We start from the raw sequence: 18,818 nt of genomic DNA, 5'->3' as shown, positions 1-18,818 counted from the left end.
GGGCTGGTTTTTATTTATAAAGGGATTAGGGTAAAATGGGAAGGTAAGCATTTGCATAGATAGGATGATATAGATGGGAAAAGAAATAGATATAAAAGTGAAAGCCAAGTATGCAAGCAAAATGGGCAAGGGCTTTCCGCTGATCGCTAAAGAGTCGATATCCAATCTTCATGATCTTCAGGAAGAGGGGTCTTTAGTGCGTTTGGTCGATGAGAATAAACGCTTCCTCGCAAAGGGATATTACGGGAAACAAAATAAGGGCTATGGCTGGGTATTGACCAAAAGTGAAAATGAAAAAATCGATCAACCCTTTTTTAGTGGGAAGATCCGGGCAGCCGTTGAATTCCGTAACCCTTATTTTCAAGATCCTGAGACGACCGCTTTCCGTGTGTTTAACGGGGAGGGCGATGGGATTGGCGGTTTGATCATCGATCATTATGACGGTCACTATGTCATCAGCTGGTATAGCAAAGGGATCTATTCGTTCAAGGAATACATCATCAAGGCATTACAGGATACCGTCGAGGTCAAATCGATTTATCAGAAGAAACGCTTTGATACGAAGGGGCAATATGTCGAAGAAGACGATTTCGTTATGGGCGAGCAACCGGAATTTCCGCTTCTTGTAAAGGAAAACGGAGTCCAGTTCGCTGTTTATTTGAATGATGGCGCCATGGTCGGTGTCTTCCTTGATCAGCGTGATGTCCGACGGAAAATCCGAGATGATTATGCAAAAGGGAAAACGGTGCTGAATATGTTCTCCTATACGGGAGCATTTTCCGTGTTTGCCGCTTTGGGCGGTGCGATTAAAACAACAAGCGTCGACCTTGCGAATCGCAGCTTACCGAAGACGATCGAGCAGTTCAGCGTGAACGGTATAGATCCCAAAACGCAGAACATTGTCGTGATGGATGTATTCAAGTATTTTAAATATGCAGTGAAGAAAGAGTTGAAATTCGACATGGTCATCCTCGATCCGCCGAGCTTTGCCAAATCGAAGAAATTCACATTCAGCGCTGGAAAAGATTATACGAATCTATTGAAGGATACCATTGCGATTACGGAAGACGAAGGAGTCATCATCGCATCGACTAATTGCAGCACGTTTGACATGAAGAAATTCAAGAGCTTCATCGAAGCGGCCTTCAGGGAAAGTAACGGGAAGTATGAAATCATCGAGCAATTCTCATTGCCGGCTGACTTCAAAACAAGTCCGGAATATAAGGAAGGCAACTATTTAAAAGTGGTCTTCATCAGGAAAATCAAAGGGTGAAAAAGGGCAGTCACCGCTCAATTCGAGCTGTGACTGCTTTTTTCATTGTTTCATGTGGAACGGAATCATCGTGTCACCGGATTGGGGTCTCATCTTTCAAGGCATTCGCCAAACTGAAGGATGGGCTGCTGCGAATGCTGGCAGCAATGAAAAATTGGGCGGCATAATAGGTAAGCATGATCAGTGGACCGGAAAAAGCAATAACGTCAATGAATTTGTTCCAAGCTAGGATGGAATCGGAAATCACGAACAGAATCCCGCCGATGATTGCAGCGTTATTTCTGGTCATGATGGCCGTCCAGCCCATGAGGGAGATGACCGTCACATAACCGATTACAGGGATGATGAGGCCATTCTCACCTGTTTCAATCAGGGAACGGATAATTTCCCGACCGATTATTGTCGAGTAAATGGCAATCGGCAGTATCGTGGCGAATCGGCGCCAGGAAAAGTTCCATGATTTCAGGAAGGCTGCAATATAGAAAAGATGGCCGATCAAGAAGGCGGAAAGGCCGATAAGGAACCAGATCAATAAGCCGTCCCCAAGCATGCAAAAGAATAATCCAAGGAGTATCAGGAATGGATATCGTTTCCCTTTCGCTCCGGTTTTGCTGGCGTAAAGCAAAATCAATATCATCGGAATCACTTTACAGCTGATTTTCAGAAGCAACGGCTCTTCAGGTATGACGAAAATATAGGCTAGTCCCGTAATGACGATCGCCGCAGGCAACCACTTCGTAAACATCGGAATCCCTCCTTTACAGTTACATTCTATGCATCGGCAGGGAAGACCTTGCTCCTAAAAAAAAAGATGCCTGGACAACCAGGCATCCGTTCGATCAAACGGCCGAATCTTCTTTAACAAAAGCTTGCTTTAACCAGTTCTTGCCCTCGACGAGCCTGGACACGAGCATGGCACAAACTGTGTTTCCTGTTGAGTTCAGCAGTGTAGCAGGTGCATCGATAATCGTGGATATAACCGCAATGATCGGCAAAACTTCAACCGGGAAGCCGAATACGCTCAGAATCAGCATTTCCCCGATCATCCCTCCCCCAGGAATGGCGCCCATGACAGCACCAACCAAAAAGGCAACGGCAAGGATGCTCAATATGCTTGAAATGCTTGTCATATCCTTACCGAATAAGCTGAATAGAAAAACGATTTTCAGAACCCCGCCAAATACGGACCCATCCTTATGAGTGTTGGCTCCGAGTGGAATGACCGTTTCCGCAATATCCTTTGGCACGCCCATTTTCTTGACTGATTCCAGATTGACTGGAATGCATGCGGCACTGGAGCACGTAGCGATGGCTGTAATTGATGGCGCCAAGGCATTTTTCCAAAATAATTTAACGCCATCCTTCCCACCTGCGAGAAAGGCATACAAAGTGAAGAAGGCAAAATAATAAATCAAAGCTAGGACGATATAAAGAATGAAGGTGCGCGCATAGCCTTCTAAAATCTGCGGCCCGAGCTGTCCGATGATCGTCGCAAAATAAGCCCCAAGTCCAATTGGTGCATAGTACATGACGATTTTAACGACCTTCATCATGACAGCCGTTCCAGCTGTCAAAAATTCAGTGATCGGTCTAGCCTTCTCCCCGGCAAGTGCAGTCGAAAGTCCAACTAACACCGAGAAAACAATAAGCTGGAGCATATTGCTTCTAGAGAACAGTTCTGGAAAATCGGACACCGTTACCGTGTTGACAAGTTGACTGAAGAAAGAAACTTCTTCAATTTTTTCCTCAGGAGAACTGTTTTCCATCAATTCCTTGATGGCTGTCGTATCTGTGCCCTCCAAAGGGTTGATGATGGTTGTCCCAATGAAACCAATCACGGCAGCCAAAGCGGCTGTCGTCAGGAAAACGATCACGATGCTGCCCATGATTTTGCCTAAGCGGTTCATTCCGCTCATATTGGCAATGGCTGAAGCGATGCTGAAAAATACTAATGGCACGATGATCGTGAACATCAAGTTTAGAAATAAGTCTCCCAGCGGTTGTATGACCGAGGTCTTCTCACCGAAAACGACGCCCGCTATCCCGCCGATAATGATGGCAGTGAGTAGGATCAATGACGATCGATAGTTTTTAAAAAAACTCTTCATGAAAAATTCCGTCCTTTCAGGATGAAGAAATCAATAAAAATATACTTTATTATCAGCTTTAGATGCAGGTTTGACAATATATTTTTAAAGGAAGGAATGTTAAAAGCCGAAACGCAATACATAATAAGAAGAAAGATTGAAAAGTTTGGGTTAGGAGGGTCAATATGACATTTTTTGATGTGGAAGAGGGCGTCCGGCTCTTCTATGAAGAAAAGGGGCAGGGACGTCCGATCATTTTTATCCATGGGGTATGGATGAGCAGTCGCTTCTTTACTAAGCAGCTTCCATACTTCTCACAAAACTATCGAACGATTCTGCTTGATTTGAGAAGCCATGGCAAGTCGAACGAGGTTCATTACGGAAATACGGTCTCCGTATATGCAAAGGATCTACATGCATTCATTAGTAAACGGAAACTGAAGGATGTCATCCTTGTAGGTTGGTCGATGGGGGCTTTTGTCGTCTGGGATTACCTGAAGCAATTCGGCGGGGGAAATGTTCATTCAACAGTGATCGTCGATGAGCTGGCATCTGATTTTAAATGGCCTGATTTTGAGATCGGTGCTTTTGATATGGGCACGTTGATAGCCTTCATGACGGAGATCCAAACGAATCGCACCCCTTTTTTACAAACATTCCTTTCCTCCATGTTTAAAAATGAATTATCCGGGGAGGATGCAGACTGGATGCTTGAGGAAGTAACCAGAATGCCTGAATCGATTGCCAGCAGCATTCTATTTGACCAATCAATCGTTGATTATCGTGATTTCCTGCCCAAAATCAACGTTCCCACCCTTCTTTGTTTCGGAAGGCAAGAAAAAGTGATTCCGGTTGCTGCAGGGGAGCATTTGCATGAACATATCCCTAATTCCCAACTCGTAATCTTTGAAGATAGCTGCCATTGCCCTTTTCTGGAAGAAAGCGATTTGTTTAATCAAACCGTGGAGGACTTTATTCAAAAAGGAATAGGAGAAACTGAAGGATAAGCATTTTCTATGGTTTCAATGGCTGGGAAATGTGAGGGTGCAAAAAACTTGCATGGATGTGTATCTCCAAGTAAGCGTCCTGCACCTTCAAACAAGAGCTGACCAAAAGGGAAAATGAAAAGGATCGGTCCGGCGCAATGCCGAACTCAATCCTTGGAAGCAGCAGGGATATTGTGTCTACCAATTGGACACTTCAAAGAGTGAACTTCTTATCATTTAGCCATGCTGGATGGAGCTGATTCTTGGCCATATTCATTAACCGCTGTTACATAGTAATGAGCATTTAAGATGTTTTTATCTACATAACTTTTACGTTCGTACTCTGATATGCTCCCTATATGCGTGAATGTTCCGCCAGGCACTTTTTTGTATATTCGGTAACCAATGATATTTCCTTCACGTACGGCATACCAGGATAACAAATTCCCGCTTATTTTTACATTCGTTGGTGCATCAGGCAGTTTGGCTTCATTTTCAAGCTGCATCGCCTCTTCTGCTTTCAATTCTGTATATACGACCAATCGTTCTTGATGCGTGCCTTTTGATCGGTCGAAGGTGCCTGTGCATGTAATCAAATTCAAATGGCGCCCTGTGCTATATCCGAAGATTTCGTTAAGAGGGGCTTTGTCTCGTGGATAGCTTTGTTTATTTGTCACCACAAATGTGAGTTGTGTTCCTTGTTTATCTTTAACCGTAATTTCATCGCCTTTTTCGAGGGCTTTTAAATGATAAAAAATGGCGGGCCCTGTCTTACTATCTACATGCCCTGCCAATACTGCGTTTCCTTTCACCCCTGGTTTTGCGCCAGGTTCAAACCAAGCCACGCCGTCTTCAGTGGAAGGGGCATCCATTTCACCGGTTTCCAATAAACCGACTTGCTCAATTGAAGCTTTCACATCAATGGAAGGAATGGTTATATCTGTCGGGATAATTCCAGTGAATTTTTTATTGAGCGGTTTCTTTTCTGTCTTATGCTCCTTTAATACAGTAAATTCTTCTGCTAGTGTGACACGATTTTTTAAATTTTCCTCTTGCATTTCTTTAACGGGTTTCCTATCCTGCTCTTTAGTTTCTGATGCTTGAACCATTAATTGTTTCACGTAAATCGTTCCGCTCACTAGAATAATGGCTATTAAGGTAAAACAAGCGAAATGAATTAGTTTATTCATATCATGACCTCATTTCAATCACTCAATTTGAAAAAAAAAGAGAGATTGAACTCTCTTTTTTCATTATGGTATAGGGTAAGGGAATTTAATATTTATTTAGACAGTTTTCTTTTACGTACGACCACTACTGCCATTAACGCTGCTAAGGAACCTAAGGCTGTCCAAATGATCGTTAGTGGGTTCGTTGTTTGTTCGGAAGCACCGCCCATGCCCGTTTTAGGCATATCAGATGGCATCGCTGTTCCGGCAAACTTGTCTGGATTTTGCTTTACAATGGCATCGCCAAGCGCCTGACCGACACCAAACATCAATTTGTACCCTTCACGGTATGTGTCATAGCTTCCAGCATAGTCGCCCGCTACATATTGTTCAAACGTTTTGATTACTGTATCTTCATGTGCTTTAACCGCTTCTTGAGCTGCCTTCGTTGGCAGGTTTTCCCCTGTTGCACTACCTAAGAATGTACCAAACTCTTGTGCAAACTTATGGAGCTTGTCCTTTGCTGCCTGTTCGCCTGCTTTATCATCTTTTATTTGTGCACTTACGAATTCAGCTTGTGCATTGATGTGATCTCCTTGCCAAATCTTTTCAAATTGGGCAGCACCTTCATCACCATAAACGGAACCGATAGCTGCTTTGAAATCAGCTGTATTGGCATTTTCAGACCATCCAATATAGTCATAGTCCTTTGCACCTTCGAATCCTTTTTGCATGCCCATTGTAGCTAAAGCAAAGTGTTCAGCTGCCAAACTATTCAATGTAGAACGTAAATCAGCAGCCGGTGTGTCCGCTTTTGAATTTTCAAATTTATCCGGCATTTGCGTTACAATGGAAGTCGATAGCGCTTTACTGATGTCGAACATATGCTGGAAGCCTTCACGGTATGTTTTTGCTGCACCTTCATAATCGCCTTCTACGTAGTCTTCAAATGTTTCTTTTACTTGATCTTCATGCATGCGAAGCGCATCTTTTGCTGCAGCTTCAGGTAGTTTACCTTCAGTCGCTGTACTTAAAAATTTCGCAAATTCATTTACGAATTGTTCAACTTCTTTATCAACTTCAGCCATGGCAGCTTCGTCATTATCCTTTGTCGCTTTCACAAAATCATCTGTATAGTTGTTATGCTCCCTGAAAATTCTCTCAAATTCAGCAGCGCCCTTCTCGCCATAAATGGAGGCAATGGCCGGTTCCATATCGACCGCGTTTTGATCCAGTGCCTTGAAAGCTTCGTCTGCATCCTTAGATCCATCGTAAGCCGTTGTCATTGCCGCTACTGCCAATGTGAAGTGTTCAGATAATAAGTAATCCAAGTCAGCGCGTAGATCGGCTGCAGGTGTTACGGCTGTTGACTTCATTTCGGATGCACTCACATTTGCCATCGTAGGCATTAATAGTGAAGCACCTAATACAGGAATAATAAATTTTTTACTCAATCTCATTTCATCCACTCTCCTCATTCATAATGTTTCAATCCGTTTTTCTTTACACCTAATAAACGGGGAGAGGGATGGGTTTGGATCACTATTTTTAAAAAGATTTTTTATTTTATGTTTTCATGGTCTAAGCAACAGTGGTTTTCACCGGTTATCAGAATGAAGGAACCATTATTTCCGATCTCTAATTTCTTCTAAAACTTCTATTATGCGATTGTTTTGTTTTTCGATATTCTTCAATCTTTTTTCAATGATATTTGAAGAAAAAAATACGATAAGTATAAGAGCAATCCAAACTAGTAATTCCATATTTCCCTCCTTCTGAAATCGGAGCTGAGAATAAGCTCCGGGTAATGTGCAAGAAACATGTTGATGAACAAGAAGATAAGCCGAGCCCGGATACCCTTTTGAAAAAATCAATAAAGCGAAAACGGAAAAATAAGATCATTGATATTTCCATAATGAACTAAAAATGGTTGGTCAGGCTTTATTCCTCCGATACAAATATAAAAAAATAGAGGGTGAATGTGCTGTTAAAATGCTAGTCCCATTTTCAACCGTTATAGTGGTTTCTACAAGAAATAAGGGGAATACTGGATTGTAAAGAAAAATGGAAACATTTTTATATCCTTTTCACGGGAATTGGGCTATTATGAGGTGGATTTAAGCTGATAAGTTCGTGATCCTTAGAATGGGAGAAACAACTCACATGTAAAGTGATGGAGAGGATAAAATGGATGAAAAGTTACAATACAATGAAATTATAGATGTATGTTTACTAGCGGGGAAAATCATGCTTCAAAACGGAGCGGAAACCTCACGGGTGGAAGATACGATGGTCAGGATTGCTGCAGCGTTTGGATGCGCGGATTCACACAGTTTTTCAACTCCTACGGGAATTATTTTTTCCTTGGATGGTATGCACCCAGCCTCCAAATTGATTCGTGTCTCCCAGAGGTCTACGGATTTACACAAAGTTACTTTGGTCAATAGCATTTCCCGAAGCATTTCGGGTAAGGAAATGACACCAGAAGAGGCTTTTTCACGGTTAAAGCAAATTGAAGGGGCTGGAATGGGTTATCCCCTCTGGGGCCAGATTTTCGCTGCCTTCATAGCGAGCGGGTGTTTTTTAATCATGTTCCAGGGTCAGTGGAATGACTTCATCTGGTCCTGTATAGCTGGAGGCATGGGCTTTTCCTGCCTGCTTTATTTACATAGACTATTGGAAGTTCGCTTTTTTGCTGAATTCATTGCTTCTTTAGTGGTAGGACTTGTCGCGCTGTTCTTTGTTAACATTGGAGTAGGAAGTCATCTGGACACGATCATCATTGGTGCGGTGATGCCACTTGTTCCCGGGCTTTTAATTACGAATGCAGCCAGGGATTTAATTGCAGGCCATTTAGTATCAGGTCTTTCCAAAGGAGCGGATGCAGGGTTGACCGCTTTAGCCATCGGGGCAGGAATATCGGCTGCGTTTTTTTTCTTATGATTTTAAGGGAGGATAAAGGATGTTAGCACAGCTTATAACAAGTTTCATTGCCTCTGCCGCCTTTGGAGTCATCTTTAATGTACCGAAAAGTTCATTGTTCCAGTGTGGTTGTGTAGGGATGATCGGATGGATCTTATATTATTTTTTGGTTGAAAATGAGATAGACAGCATCATAGCTACATTGGCCTCTGCCTTTGTCGTAGCGGTCATCAGCCAATATTTTGCGAAAAGGTTTAAAACGCCGATCACAGTATTCAATGTATCGGGAATCATTCCCCTCGTACCGGGGGGCCTGTCTTATAATGCCATGAAGCATTTTGTCGTGAATGACTTTTATGTAGCGGTTCAAATGGCGGCAAAAGTTTTCATGCTGGCGGGTGCCATCGCGATGGGATTGATCTTTGCGGAAGTGATGAATCAACTGGTAATCAAGTACAATAGAAGAAAGATGAGAGCAGGAAGTTAGGCAAAAAAGAGAAAGGAGAGCAGGCGTCGAGGCCATGATCTCCTTTCTCTTTTTGTTAGTTAAAAATAAGGTTCGCGTTTAGAGAGGATCTTTCATTCCCGTGTTGGCCGTCACCAAAATTTCGTCATACTTCTTGGCATCGGCTTTCTTGCTTGATAGCAATGTACCGGCGATGGCTGCTAGGAAACCGACAGGGATCGAGACGATGCCTGGGTTGGCAAGCGGGAATAATGGCTCCCCAACGAAAATAGCCGCCCCCTCTATAGGGGACCAGACATTTGGGCTAAGGAAAACGAGAATTAAAGAACTAGCCAGCCCGACAATCATCCCCGTGACAGCTCCGGCTGTGTTAAAGCGTTTCCAGAATACCGTGAAGATGATGATGGGCAGATTGGCACTGGCAGCGACTGCAAAGGCAAGGGACACAAGGAAAGCGACATTCATGTTCTGGGCAAATAAGGCCAGGATGATGGAAAGGATCGATACACCGATTGATGCCCAACGAGCTGCAACGACTTGTTCTTTATCGGTGGCCTGGCCTTTTCGGATGATATGGCCATAAAAGTCATGGGCAAAGGCAGAGGCGGCCGATAGAACAAGCCCTGCGACAACCGCCAAAATGGTAGCGAAGGCCACTGCAGATACGAAGGCGAACAGGAAGTCGCCGCCGATGGCATCGGCAAGCAGCGGGGCGGCCATGTTGCCGGCAGCGTTCGCTGCGATGATTTTGTCATAACCAACAAAAGCGGCCGCTCCAAATCCAAGGAAGATGGTCATGATATAAAAGATTCCGATGATCCATGTGGCATATACGACGGACTTTCTCGCTGTGATGGCGTCTTTGACCGTAAAGAAACGGATGAGGATGTGAGGAAGCCCCGCCGTCCCGAGGACGAGCGCCAAATTAAGTGAAAGGGTATCCAAAGGATCCTTGAATTTATTCCCTGGGTTGAGGAAATCCGCTCCTAAAGGGGTGGCTGTTTTCATTTGCTTGAACATTTCGATCACGCTAAAGTCGAATTTAGCCAGCACGATTAAGGAAATGATGAATGTACCTGCCATCAATAATACGGCTTTGACGATCTGGACCCAGCTGGTGGCCGTCATCCCCCCGAATACTACATAGACGGTCATTAAAATGCCTACGATGATGACGGAGTACAAATAATCAATTCCGAGTAATAATTTTATAAGGGCACCTGCACCGACAAGCTGGGCGATCATATAAAAAGTGGAGATGGAAATGGTGTTAAGGGCAGCGACCCCGCGTACCCTTTTTTCATTGAAGCGGGCAGCAATCATGTCCGCCATCGTATACTTCCCAAGGTTGCGCAGCGGTTCGGCCACGATATAGAGAACGACGAGGTATGCGACAAGGAACCCGATGCTGTAGAAAAAACCATCAAACCCGGATAATGCGACCATCCCGGCGATTCCGAGAAAGGAGGCGGCAGACATATAATCACCCGCAATTGCCCAGCCATTCTGCCAACCCGTCAGGCTGCTGTCCGCCGTATAAAAGTCGGCGGTCGTTTTGGTGCGGCGCGAAGCAAAATAGGTAATTACCAATGTTAGGCCGACAATGAGTAAAAATAGTATAAAAGCAAGCATATTCATAATTATTTCACCCTTACCCTTTCGCTTCTTTAACGATTTTTTCTACTAATTGGTCAAAACGTGCCGCTTTCTTGGAATAAAGGATGCATAAGGTCCAAGTCATGATAAATTGGGCAAAAGCAAAGACCCATGCCCAGCTGATGTCCCCGAATGCATAAGAGTTAAGAACCTTCGAATAAGAAGTAAGGATCGGTAAGGTGAAATAAAAGACCATGAAAAAGATGGAGAGCGGTACGATGAAATTGCGTTTTTTCCTCAGAAGCTCTTGAAAAGATTGGGTTTGGACAATTTTGCTGTAATCACTGGAAGCGCTTACTTCCTCTTGTTTAGCAATAGAATCGTTTGATGCCAAAGTGGTTCCCCCTTCATTCATTCAGATTTGATTACCAACTTTTAGTATATAGTTTTTAGAATATACTGTAAATTAAAAATTCAATATTTACCCTTTTTTAGTTCGACAGCAAAAGCCGGAAAACTCCGGGTAAGGCCGGAATATCGATGAAGCAGGCCGGAAAACTCCGGGTAAGGCCGGAATATCGATGAAGCAGGTCGGAAAACTCCGCGTAAGGCCGGAATATCGTTGAAGTAGGCCGGAAAAATCCGCTTAAGGCCGGAATATCGATGAAGCAGGCCGGAAAACTCCGGGTAAGGCTGGAATATCGATGAAGTAGGTCGGAAACCAGCGGGTAAGGCCGGAATATCGATGAAGCAGGTCGGAAACCAGCGGGTAAGGCCGGAATATGGTTGAAGTAGGCCGGAAACCAGCGGGTAAGGCCGGAATATGGTTGAAGTAGGTCGGAAAAATCCGATAAGGCCGGAATATCGATGAAGCAGGCCGGAAACCAGCGGGTAAGGCCGGAATATCGATGAAGCAGGTCGGAAAACTCCGCGTAAGGGCGGAATATGGTTGAAGCAGGCCGGAAAAATCCGATAAGGCCGGAATATCGATGAAGCAGGCCGGAAAACTTCGGGTAAGGCCGGAATATGGTTGAAGTAGGTCGGAAACCAGCGGGTAAGGTCGGAATATCGTTCAAGCAGGCCGGAATATGGTTGAAGCAGGCCGGAAACCAGCGGGTAAGGCCGGAATATGGTTGAAGCAGGCCGGAAACCAGCGGGTAAGGCCGGAATATGGTTGAAGCAGGCCGGAAACCAGCGGGTAAGGCTGGAATATCGATGAAGCAGGTCGGAAAACTCCGGGTAAGGCCGGAATATTCAGGCTGAAGATCAATTTAATTATGATAAAACAACCCTTAAGGAAAAATTAAGCTTCCTTAGCGATACTTCTTTCAACAAAGGAAATCTGAAAGGAGAAAAAATGATGAGAAAATGGATTATGCTTAGCACGGTATTGGTGCTCGCCATTGGGGGTTCGGTTTGGTTCTTCATGAAGGAAAAAGCCGAGCCGGCTGTGGCAAAGTCAGTGACGGCTAAGGTTGAAAAGGGAGATCTTGAAGTCCAGATAAGTGGTTCGGGTTCTGTCGCTGCAATCAATAGTGAGGACATAACTTCTTCTGCTACGGCCGAGGTGGATGAGGTGCTTGTAGAAAAAAATGAATTGGTTGAAAAGGGTGACGAACTCATTACTTTCACGGATGGAAGTGACCCGATAACCGCCCCGTTCGATGGTACGGTAACCACGTTGGATGTTGAGGCGGGCGACCGAATATCAGGCAGCGATGTGGTGGCACATGTTACGGATTATAAAAAGTTGAAAACAACGGTCAGTGTTGATGAATTGGATATCCCAAGCGTGAAAAAAGGACAAACGGTCGATATAAAAGCGAGCGCCTTCGAAGATGAAACGTTTACGGGGAAGGTGACCACTGTAGCAAAGGAAGGCACGTATGAAAATGGCGTCTCTTCATTCGATGTCACGATTCAAATCGATAAACCCCGCAATATCAAAATCGGGATGTCGACTGAAGTGAGTATTTTGACGAATGATGCAAAAGATGCGTTATACGTTCCAATCGAAGCGGTTCAAATGGATGGTGACAAAAAGTATGTCAATGTACAGCAGGCTGGTGCAACGGAAGAGGATTCCAGTTCAAAGACCTTGGTCGAGACTGGTATCAATAATGATAGATATATTGAAATAACTTCTGGACTGGAAGAGGGCCAGGAGGTTTCCTTACCGATAACCATCTCCAATGAAAGCGGGACAGGGAGCGGCTTCAATGGAATGAGGGGCGGCCAAGGCGGCGGCGGAATGCCAAATGGCGGAGAAATGAAAATGCCGGGCGGAGGCGGGATGCCAAGCAGTGGCGGAATGCCGAGCGGCGGGGGAGGTCAGTGATATGGCGAAACCCATCATCAGAATCAAAAACATGTCCAAATCATATGAACTAGGCGGAGAAACCGTTACGGCACTTCAGGATGTGTGCCTTACCATCGATAAGGGAGACTTCATTTCCATCATCGGACCATCCGGATCAGGGAAATCGACGTTCATGAATATGATTGGCTGCCTTGATAAGCCAGACACAGGCGAATATCTTCTTGATGAAAAAGAAGTGGAAAAAATGAAGGATAATGAATTAGCTGCGATTCGTAACATTAAAATAGGATTCATCTTTCAAAATTTCAATCTGCTGGCGAAATTGACCGCGCTGGAAAATGTCGAGCTTCCCCTAGTCTATAGAGGGGTGAGCGTGAAGGAAAGAAAAGAGGTCGCCGTTGCGTGCCTGGATCGGGTAGGCCTTGGTGACCGGATGAACCATTTACCAAATCAACTTTCGGGCGGACAGCAGCAAAGGGTGGCAATTGCAAGGGCACTAGCGGGCAACCCTTCCGTTTTATTGGCGGATGAGCCGACGGGGGCGCTTGACAGCAGAACCAGTGCAGAGGTGCTGCAGATGCTAAAGGATTTAAACGAAAAGGGACAAACCATCATTCTTATCACCCATGACCTGGAAGTGGCGAAAGAAGCGACTCGTGTCGTTCGGATTCAGGATGGACAGCTTTTTGAGAACGGAGGTGATTGGATTGAACTTGAGCGAATCGATGAAGATGGCCATACGCTCTATCAAAACCAATAAGGTCCGAGCTTTTTTGACCATGCTTGGCATCATTATTGGTGTTGCCTCCGTCATCGTCCTTGTTTCGATTGGACAAGGGTCTTCACAGTCCGTTCAAGATGAGATCAATAGCCTGGGTACCAATCTATTGACGGTAAGCGTCACGGATACGGATTCAGTCGAGCTGACGGAGGACACGATCAATCAATTTAAGAAGCTTGACGGGGTAACTGATGCCGCGCCTGTGGTCACTGGGCGCGTATATGCAAAAAACGGTGAAAATTCAACACAGGTTTCAATGACCGGTACAACTTCATCCTATTTGTCGGTTCGGGATCTTGAGCTTAGTCAAGGACGTTTCCTGACGGATTTGGAAACGGAATTACGCTCCAAGGTCGTTATCCTCGGATCGGATACGGCAAGCACGCTATTTGATAAACAAAATGCGGTGAACCAGAACGTTCTTATCGGCGGTGTTTCCTACCGGGTGATCGGTGTGCTGAAATCAGTTGGCACCTCCATGGGCTCGAGCGGCGATGATGTAATCATTGCACCGATCACGACTGCCGAACGCGCGACAGGCAGCACAACAATCGGAACCGTTTATGTAAAAGCCAAGAACGAGAACATCGTTGAACGGGCCATGTACCAAGTACAAGGTGTGATGACGACTTCATTTCCTGGTCAAGGTGATAATTACTCCGTATCCAATCAAGAAGATTTGATGGAAACGATGAGCTCCGTGTCCGATACGTTCACACTCATGCTTGGCGGAATTGCCAGTATATCGCTGCTTGTAGGCGGAATTGGCATCATGAATATCATGTTGGTTTCCGTCTCTGAGAGAACCAAGGAAATCGGGATCAGAAAAGCGATCGGGGCGAACCGGAAATCGATCCTTCTGCAGTTTTTGATCGAGGCGATCGTCTTGAGCTGCTTAGGGGGATTGTTGGGGGTGGCATTCGGGTTGGGAATCGCAAAGTCGATTTCAGCTTTTTCAACATTAACGATTACTTATTCCTGGTCGGTGACACTGTTTGCCTTCTTATTCTCGATATTGATCGGAATAATCTTTGGCGTATTCCCTGCCAACAAGGCATCGAAATTGAATCCAATCCAGGCACTGCGACATGAATGAGCATACAAACCATAAGAAAGCGGCTAGGAATAAGCCTGCTTTCTTTTGTATATGAAAAAGGATAAAATCAACATAAATAGCAATCGAAACGGTCAGGGGGGGAACGCTTCATGAAGATTTTGGTGGTGGAAGATAATGCTTCATTATTGGAATCGATCCGGCAAATTCTCACGGATGAATATGAAGTCGATACAGCAAATAATGGGGAGGATGGGCTATTCATGGCCCTGCAAGGCATTTACGATATCATTTTATTGGATGTAATGCTTCCGGGATTGGATGGCTTTGAAATCGTCCGGAAGGTCAGGGAAGCGAAAATCGATACAAGCGTTTTGTTTCTGACGGCGAAGGATGGCCTTGAGGATCGCGTCAGAGGCCTTGAGATGGGCGGCGATGATTATTTAGTCAAGCCGTTCCAAGCTCCGGAGCTTAAGGCAAGGATTCGTGCCCTCCTTCGCAGAAGCGGCATCATTACGCTTTCGCAGCATGTGAAATACCGTGGAATTGAATTGCTTGAAAAAGAAAAGGATATTTCGGTTGATGGGAAGGTCATCAAAATGACCTCGAAGCAGTACGAACTATTGGAGTACCTCATCCAAAACAAAGGGAAAATACTGACCCGTGAGCAAATTTTCGACCGCATTTGGGGGTTTGATTCAGATACGACGATTGCGATTGTCGAAGTGTTCATTCATCACCTTAGAAAAAAATTGGAACCTTTCGATTATCATAAAGATATTCAAACCGTTCGGGGAATTGGTTATATGCTAAAACAACCATAAGGGGATCATTATGTTCCAAAAAACACGGCTTCAACTAACGTTATTGAATTCCATCGTCTTTATTGTCTTGCTAGCCATATTAAGCAGAACGATTTATTTTTATACCGAAGATCAAATCTATAGGGATGTCAATGATTCGCTGAAAAAGGATTACCGGAGCTTCATCAATGGAGGCATGCCCGGAGGACGTCCGCAAGGCGAGTTTCTTTTGGGGCCGGGCCCGAGCGTCATCGTTTGGGGACCGGAAGATACGATCATAGAGCCTAGACTCAGTGTCGACGATTTCTTCAAGATCAATGAAGCGGAATTCCATCCTGAAAAATACGATGAGATTGAAGAGATCCCGGTGAATGGCTACACGTATCGGGCCCTTTCCACCAAGGTCGATACGGATTATGGGGAGTTGATCGTACAATTCATCAGGAATGTCGACTCCGAAAAAGATATGCTCGATCGCCTGTTGCTCATATTGTTTGTCGGCGGGGGCATTGGAAGTTTGGTGGCGGTTGGCGCCGGCTATCTACTGGCAGGACGGGCCCTTATTCCGGTAAAGCGGTCATGGGATCAGCAGCAGCAGTTCGTTTCGGATGCTTCGCATGAAATCCGCACACCTCTTGCTGTCATCCAGTCAAGGGCTGATTTGTTATTCCAATCACCGAACGCGACAATCGAGGAAAAAGCTGTCGATATATCGATCATTTCGAAGGAAGTCCGCCGCTTGAATAAGTTGGTAAACGGACTTTTGACCTTGACCAGGACGGATTCGAATCAGATGGAGGTCAAGAAAGCGAATTTTTTCCTTGATGAATTACTTATTGATATCGTGGAACAGTATTCTGATATAGCATCTTTTCAAGAAAAAACAATCATTTGCCATGCTCCCGATCAGGTGGTATTTCAAGGGGATAAAGAACGGATTCATCAGCTTTTGGTGATTTTGGTGGATAATGCGATGAAGTTCACGGGGGAAGGCGGGGAGATATCGCTTTCTTGCATCAAGAATGCTTCATCGATCATCCTTTCCGTGGAGGATAATGGCATAGGTATCCCTCAGGATGAACTAGCCTTGATTTTCAACCGCTTTTATCAAGTGGAGCAATCCCGTTCAGAAAATGAAGGCTCCGGATTAGGTTTATCGATTGCCAAATGGATAGTACAAGCGCACCAAGGCAACATCAAGGTTACGAGTGAACCGAATGTCAGCACCCGTTTTGAAATCACTTTTCCAAGAAACCAAAAGAAAATGTAAGCGAGGCTGGAATGCCGCAAATGATTTTAAAAAAAGGCTCTTGATTTTCCTTGGCAGCTTAAGGAAAAATTAAGGGTCTTTTTAGATAATCACCTTGTTACTACATTTCTTGTCGAGGAGAATCAATATGAATAAACTTGGTGCAATGCGTTTTTTGATATCAATCGTGGCTTTTTTCCTTTTAATGGTCCAAGCGGTCATCGGAATCATGATGTTTGTAGATGGAAGTGACAACATGAAGAGGCAGGCGATGGTCGGCCAGCCTGCAGAAGCTGGCACCGTTGGCGAGGAACCATCCAGTGATTCGGCTGCCGAAACCGTACCAGAAACAAGCGGCAATATGGGAACGCCTCCGCAAGGGTTGGGTAATGGCGGTGGAAAACAAGGTGAGATGCCAAATGGCGGAGGCTTCGAACGAGGGAATTCACTAGCTGGCAAGTACACCGGTTTTTATCAAGGGTCAGGCGGCTTGGTCGCATCCATCATCCTCCTTCTAATCGGGGGAGCTGGAATCATTACGTCGATTGTATCGAGAAAGACGGAGGTCTGACATTGTGACACAATCATGAAAAAGGGCGGGTTCCTCGAGGAGGAACCTTGCTTGTTTATAGGGAATTGCATGCTTGTTACTAATTGCCATTTTTGAAAGAGAAATAATGATTGCACTTCAAAATAAATTAGTTTAATATATAGTTCTAAAGAGGTACGTACAACCAATTTGGATAAAAGAGAAAACGTTTGCATAATTTTTTGGGGGCAACCTACTATTAATGCACGATCATTAAATATACCTTAGTGGAGGCAGAATATGAAATTTCTGATTGCTATTTTAGGACTGCTTATTGTTTTTGGACTAGCTTTATTAGGGAGTAGTGACCGCAAGAAGGTTAAAATCAAGCCGATTATCTTCATGGTGATCATTCAGCTTATTTTGACTTATCTTTTACTGAATACAAAGTTCGGGTTAGTCATCATCAATTCGATTGCCGATGGCTTTGGAAAACTCCTGGAATGGGCAAATGAAGGGATTAGCTTCGTATTCGGCGGCATTGCAAATGAAGGAGCAGCACCGTTCTTTTTAAATGTTCTCCTTCCAATCGTTTTCATCTCGGCATTGATCGGGATTCTGCAGCACTTTAAAATCCTACCATTCATCATGAAGTGGATTGGATTACTGTTGAGCAAGGTGAATGGCATGGGTAAATTGGAATCTTATAATGCGGTTGCATCCGCAATAGTCGGCCAATCCGAGGTTTTCATAACTTTGAAAAAACAACTTGGTGCCATTCCACCAGCACGGATGTATACACTTTGTGCATCCGCGATGTCAACTGTATCGATGTCAATCGTCGGTGCTTACATGACGATGATTGAACCAAAGTATGTCGTAACGGCAATTGTCATCAATATGTTTGGCGGATTCATCATTGCATCCATCATCAACCCTTATACGGTTACGGATGATGACGATATCCTTGTCGTTGAAGAAGGGGCAGAGAAGCAGTCATTCTTCGAAATGCTTGGCGAATATATCATGGATGGATTTAAAGTAGCCATGACGGTTGCAGCGATGTTAATCGGGTTCGTGGCATTGATTGCAGGAATCAACAGCTTATTCGATATGATCCTCGGCATCAGCTTCCAAGAGATTTTGGGTTATATCTTTGCACCATTTGCATTCATCATGGGTGTTCCGATTTCGGAAACCGTGACGGCTGGCGGAATCATGGCGACAAAGCTAGTGACGAATGAATTCGTTGCGATGCTGAGCTTAGGCGATGCCGCAAAAACATTGAGTGACCGTACTATTGGAATCGTTTCCGTTTTCTTGGTTTCCTTTGCGAATTTTTCTTCCATCGGGATCATTGCAGGTGCAGTCAAAGGACTTCATGAAAAGCAAGGTAATGTTGTTGCTCGTTTTGGCCTGAAGCTGCTATATGGTGCGACGCTTGTCAGCATCCTATCGGCGATCATCGTCAGTGTGATCATTTAAGTAACGCATATTATGATATGAAAGCGGATTTATCGTGAAAGAGGCACTTGGATATACTCTAAGTGCCTCTTTCATATTTTGTTACATGATTTACTTGA

At 44.6% G+C, this 18,818-nt stretch carries 19 protein-coding genes; 11 read left to right on the top strand and 8 right to left on the bottom strand.

Annotated elements, in window-relative coordinates:
- Window positions 1-73 precede the first annotated feature (73 nt).
- The gene (locus ABE28_RS23515; protein WP_064466998.1) at window positions 74-1,273 is read left to right on the top strand and encodes a class I SAM-dependent rRNA methyltransferase; all 1,200 of its coding nucleotides are present in this window, start codon (window positions 74-76) and stop codon (window positions 1,271-1,273) included.
- A 73-nt stretch (window positions 1,274-1,346) separates the two neighbouring features.
- Here ABE28_RS23515 and ABE28_RS23510 read toward each other — a convergent pair whose 3' ends face one another.
- On the bottom strand, window positions 1,347-2,018 hold the full coding sequence (locus ABE28_RS23510) for a lysoplasmalogenase (protein ID WP_064466999.1): 672 nt from the start codon (window positions 2,016-2,018) through the stop codon (window positions 1,347-1,349).
- Window positions 2,019-2,112: 94 nt separating this feature from the next.
- Window positions 2,113-3,381 carry a dicarboxylate/amino acid:cation symporter gene (locus ABE28_RS23505; protein WP_064467000.1) on the bottom strand — a complete coding sequence of 423 codons (1,269 nt, stop codon included), beginning with the start codon at window positions 3,379-3,381 and terminating at the stop codon, window positions 2,113-2,115.
- 164 nt (window positions 3,382-3,545) lie between these two features.
- Between ABE28_RS23505 and ABE28_RS23500 the strand changes: the two genes are divergently transcribed.
- Window positions 3,546-4,367: an alpha/beta fold hydrolase gene (locus ABE28_RS23500; RefSeq protein WP_064467001.1), complete on the top strand. Its 822-nt coding sequence runs from the start codon at window positions 3,546-3,548 to the stop codon at window positions 4,365-4,367.
- A 212-nt stretch (window positions 4,368-4,579) separates the two neighbouring features.
- Here ABE28_RS23500 and ABE28_RS23495 read toward each other — a convergent pair whose 3' ends face one another.
- The 3 genes from ABE28_RS23495 to ABE28_RS25510 form a co-directional block, all read right to left on the bottom strand.
- Window positions 4,580-5,536 (bottom strand): class F sortase, encoded by a 957-nt coding sequence (locus tag ABE28_RS23495; RefSeq protein WP_064467002.1) that lies wholly within the window; start codon window positions 5,534-5,536, stop codon window positions 4,580-4,582.
- 92 nt (window positions 5,537-5,628) lie between these two features.
- Window positions 5,629-6,975, bottom strand: a complete 1,347-nt coding sequence (locus tag ABE28_RS23490) for a hypothetical protein (protein WP_064467003.1) — start codon at window positions 6,973-6,975, stop codon at window positions 5,629-5,631.
- Between the two features lie 165 nt (window positions 6,976-7,140).
- Window positions 7,141-7,278 (bottom strand): hypothetical protein, encoded by a 138-nt coding sequence (locus ABE28_RS25510; protein ID WP_167353422.1) that lies wholly within the window; start codon window positions 7,276-7,278, stop codon window positions 7,141-7,143.
- A 424-nt stretch (window positions 7,279-7,702) separates the two neighbouring features.
- On the opposite strand from ABE28_RS25510, the gene ABE28_RS23485 reads away from it, so the two are divergent.
- The gene (locus tag ABE28_RS23485) at window positions 7,703-8,458 is read left to right on the top strand and encodes a threonine/serine exporter family protein (protein WP_064467004.1); all 756 of its coding nucleotides are present in this window, start codon (window positions 7,703-7,705) and stop codon (window positions 8,456-8,458) included.
- A 19-nt stretch (window positions 8,459-8,477) separates the two neighbouring features.
- Window positions 8,478-8,924 carry a threonine/serine exporter family protein gene (locus ABE28_RS23480; RefSeq protein ID WP_064467005.1) on the top strand — a complete coding sequence of 149 codons (447 nt, stop codon included), beginning with the start codon at window positions 8,478-8,480 and terminating at the stop codon, window positions 8,922-8,924.
- Window positions 8,925-9,002: 78 nt separating this feature from the next.
- On the opposite strand, the gene ABE28_RS23475 is transcribed toward ABE28_RS23480, so the two are convergent.
- The 3 genes from ABE28_RS23475 to ABE28_RS23465 form a co-directional block, all read right to left on the bottom strand.
- Window positions 9,003-10,541, bottom strand: a complete 1,539-nt coding sequence (locus ABE28_RS23475) for a solute symporter family protein (RefSeq protein WP_064467006.1) — start codon at window positions 10,539-10,541, stop codon at window positions 9,003-9,005.
- A gap of 13 nt (window positions 10,542-10,554) precedes the next feature.
- Window positions 10,555-10,893: a DUF485 domain-containing protein gene (locus ABE28_RS23470; RefSeq protein ID WP_064467007.1), complete on the bottom strand. Its 339-nt coding sequence runs from the start codon at window positions 10,891-10,893 to the stop codon at window positions 10,555-10,557.
- Window positions 10,894-10,990: 97 nt separating this feature from the next.
- Window positions 10,991-11,575 (bottom strand): hypothetical protein, encoded by a 585-nt coding sequence (locus ABE28_RS23465; RefSeq protein ID WP_064467008.1) that lies wholly within the window; start codon window positions 11,573-11,575, stop codon window positions 10,991-10,993.
- 281 nt (window positions 11,576-11,856) lie between these two features.
- Between ABE28_RS23465 and ABE28_RS23460 the strand changes: the two genes are divergently transcribed.
- The 7 genes from ABE28_RS23460 (at window position 11,857) to ABE28_RS23430 (ending at window position 18,720) form a co-directional block, all read left to right on the top strand.
- A complete protein-coding gene (locus ABE28_RS23460; protein ID WP_257390675.1) occupies window positions 11,857-12,837 on the top strand; it encodes an efflux RND transporter periplasmic adaptor subunit in 981 nt (326 codons plus the stop codon).
- Between the two features lies 1 nt (window position 12,838).
- On the top strand, window positions 12,839-13,579 hold the full coding sequence (locus ABE28_RS23455) for an ABC transporter ATP-binding protein (RefSeq protein ID WP_064467010.1): 741 nt from the start codon (window positions 12,839-12,841) through the stop codon (window positions 13,577-13,579).
- Window positions 13,506-14,696, top strand: a complete 1,191-nt coding sequence (locus ABE28_RS23450; protein ID WP_306807318.1) for an ABC transporter permease — start codon at window positions 13,506-13,508, stop codon at window positions 14,694-14,696. Before ABE28_RS23455 ends, ABE28_RS23450 begins: the two co-directional genes overlap by 74 nt.
- A 110-nt stretch (window positions 14,697-14,806) precedes the next feature.
- Complete coding sequence (locus tag ABE28_RS23445; RefSeq protein WP_064467011.1) at window positions 14,807-15,478, top strand: response regulator transcription factor; 672 nt, start codon at window positions 14,807-14,809, stop codon at window positions 15,476-15,478.
- Window positions 15,479-15,488: 10 nt separating this feature from the next.
- Entirely contained in the window at window positions 15,489-16,727 is a 1,239-nt protein-coding gene (locus ABE28_RS23440) for a sensor histidine kinase (RefSeq protein ID WP_064467012.1), read from the top strand.
- A 127-nt stretch (window positions 16,728-16,854) separates the two neighbouring features.
- Entirely contained in the window at window positions 16,855-17,277 is a 423-nt protein-coding gene (locus tag ABE28_RS23435) for a hypothetical protein (RefSeq protein ID WP_064467013.1), read from the top strand.
- 258 nt (window positions 17,278-17,535) lie between these two features.
- Complete coding sequence (locus tag ABE28_RS23430) at window positions 17,536-18,720, top strand: NupC/NupG family nucleoside CNT transporter (protein WP_064467014.1); 1,185 nt, start codon at window positions 17,536-17,538, stop codon at window positions 18,718-18,720.
- Window positions 18,721-18,818: the final 98 nt, after the last annotated feature.

The organism is Peribacillus muralis (genome assembly GCF_001645685.2).
GTDB classification, from domain to species: Bacteria; Bacillota; Bacilli; order Bacillales; family DSM-1321; genus Peribacillus; species Peribacillus muralis_A.
The sequence above is the reverse complement of the archived record's forward strand: the minus strand, read 5'-3'. Positions and strand labels throughout refer to the sequence as shown.

What these genes read in the sequence shown, in the direction of transcription:
- ABE28_RS23515 (WP_064466998.1), top strand. Translation starts at nt 74, where the DNA reads ATGGGAAAAGAAATAGATATAAAAGTGAAAGCCAAGTATGCAAGCAAA.
- ABE28_RS23510 (WP_064466999.1), bottom strand. Translation starts at nt 2,018, where the DNA reads ATGTTTACGAAGTGGTTGCCTGCGGCGATCGTCATTACGGGACTAGCC.
- ABE28_RS23505 (WP_064467000.1), bottom strand. Translation starts at nt 3,381, where the DNA reads ATGAAGAGTTTTTTTAAAAACTATCGATCGTCATTGATCCTACTCACT.
- ABE28_RS23500 (WP_064467001.1), top strand. Translation starts at nt 3,546, where the DNA reads ATGACATTTTTTGATGTGGAAGAGGGCGTCCGGCTCTTCTATGAAGAA.
- ABE28_RS23495 (WP_064467002.1), bottom strand. Translation starts at nt 5,536, where the DNA reads ATGAATAAACTAATTCATTTCGCTTGTTTTACCTTAATAGCCATTATT.
- ABE28_RS23490 (WP_064467003.1), bottom strand. Translation starts at nt 6,975, where the DNA reads ATGAGATTGAGTAAAAAATTTATTATTCCTGTATTAGGTGCTTCACTA.
- ABE28_RS25510 (WP_167353422.1), bottom strand. Translation starts at nt 7,278, where the DNA reads ATGGAATTACTAGTTTGGATTGCTCTTATACTTATCGTATTTTTTTCT.
- ABE28_RS23485 (WP_064467004.1), top strand. Translation starts at nt 7,703, where the DNA reads ATGGATGAAAAGTTACAATACAATGAAATTATAGATGTATGTTTACTA.
- ABE28_RS23480 (WP_064467005.1), top strand. Translation starts at nt 8,478, where the DNA reads ATGTTAGCACAGCTTATAACAAGTTTCATTGCCTCTGCCGCCTTTGGA.
- ABE28_RS23475 (WP_064467006.1), bottom strand. Translation starts at nt 10,541, where the DNA reads ATGAATATGCTTGCTTTTATACTATTTTTACTCATTGTCGGCCTAACA.
- ABE28_RS23460 (WP_257390675.1), top strand. Translation starts at nt 11,857, where the DNA reads ATGATGAGAAAATGGATTATGCTTAGCACGGTATTGGTGCTCGCCATT.
- ABE28_RS23455 (WP_064467010.1), top strand. Translation starts at nt 12,839, where the DNA reads ATGGCGAAACCCATCATCAGAATCAAAAACATGTCCAAATCATATGAA.
- ABE28_RS23445 (WP_064467011.1), top strand. Translation starts at nt 14,807, where the DNA reads ATGAAGATTTTGGTGGTGGAAGATAATGCTTCATTATTGGAATCGATC.
- ABE28_RS23440 (WP_064467012.1), top strand. Translation starts at nt 15,489, where the DNA reads ATGTTCCAAAAAACACGGCTTCAACTAACGTTATTGAATTCCATCGTC.
- ABE28_RS23435 (WP_064467013.1), top strand. Translation starts at nt 16,855, where the DNA reads ATGAATAAACTTGGTGCAATGCGTTTTTTGATATCAATCGTGGCTTTT.
- ABE28_RS23430 (WP_064467014.1), top strand. Translation starts at nt 17,536, where the DNA reads ATGAAATTTCTGATTGCTATTTTAGGACTGCTTATTGTTTTTGGACTA.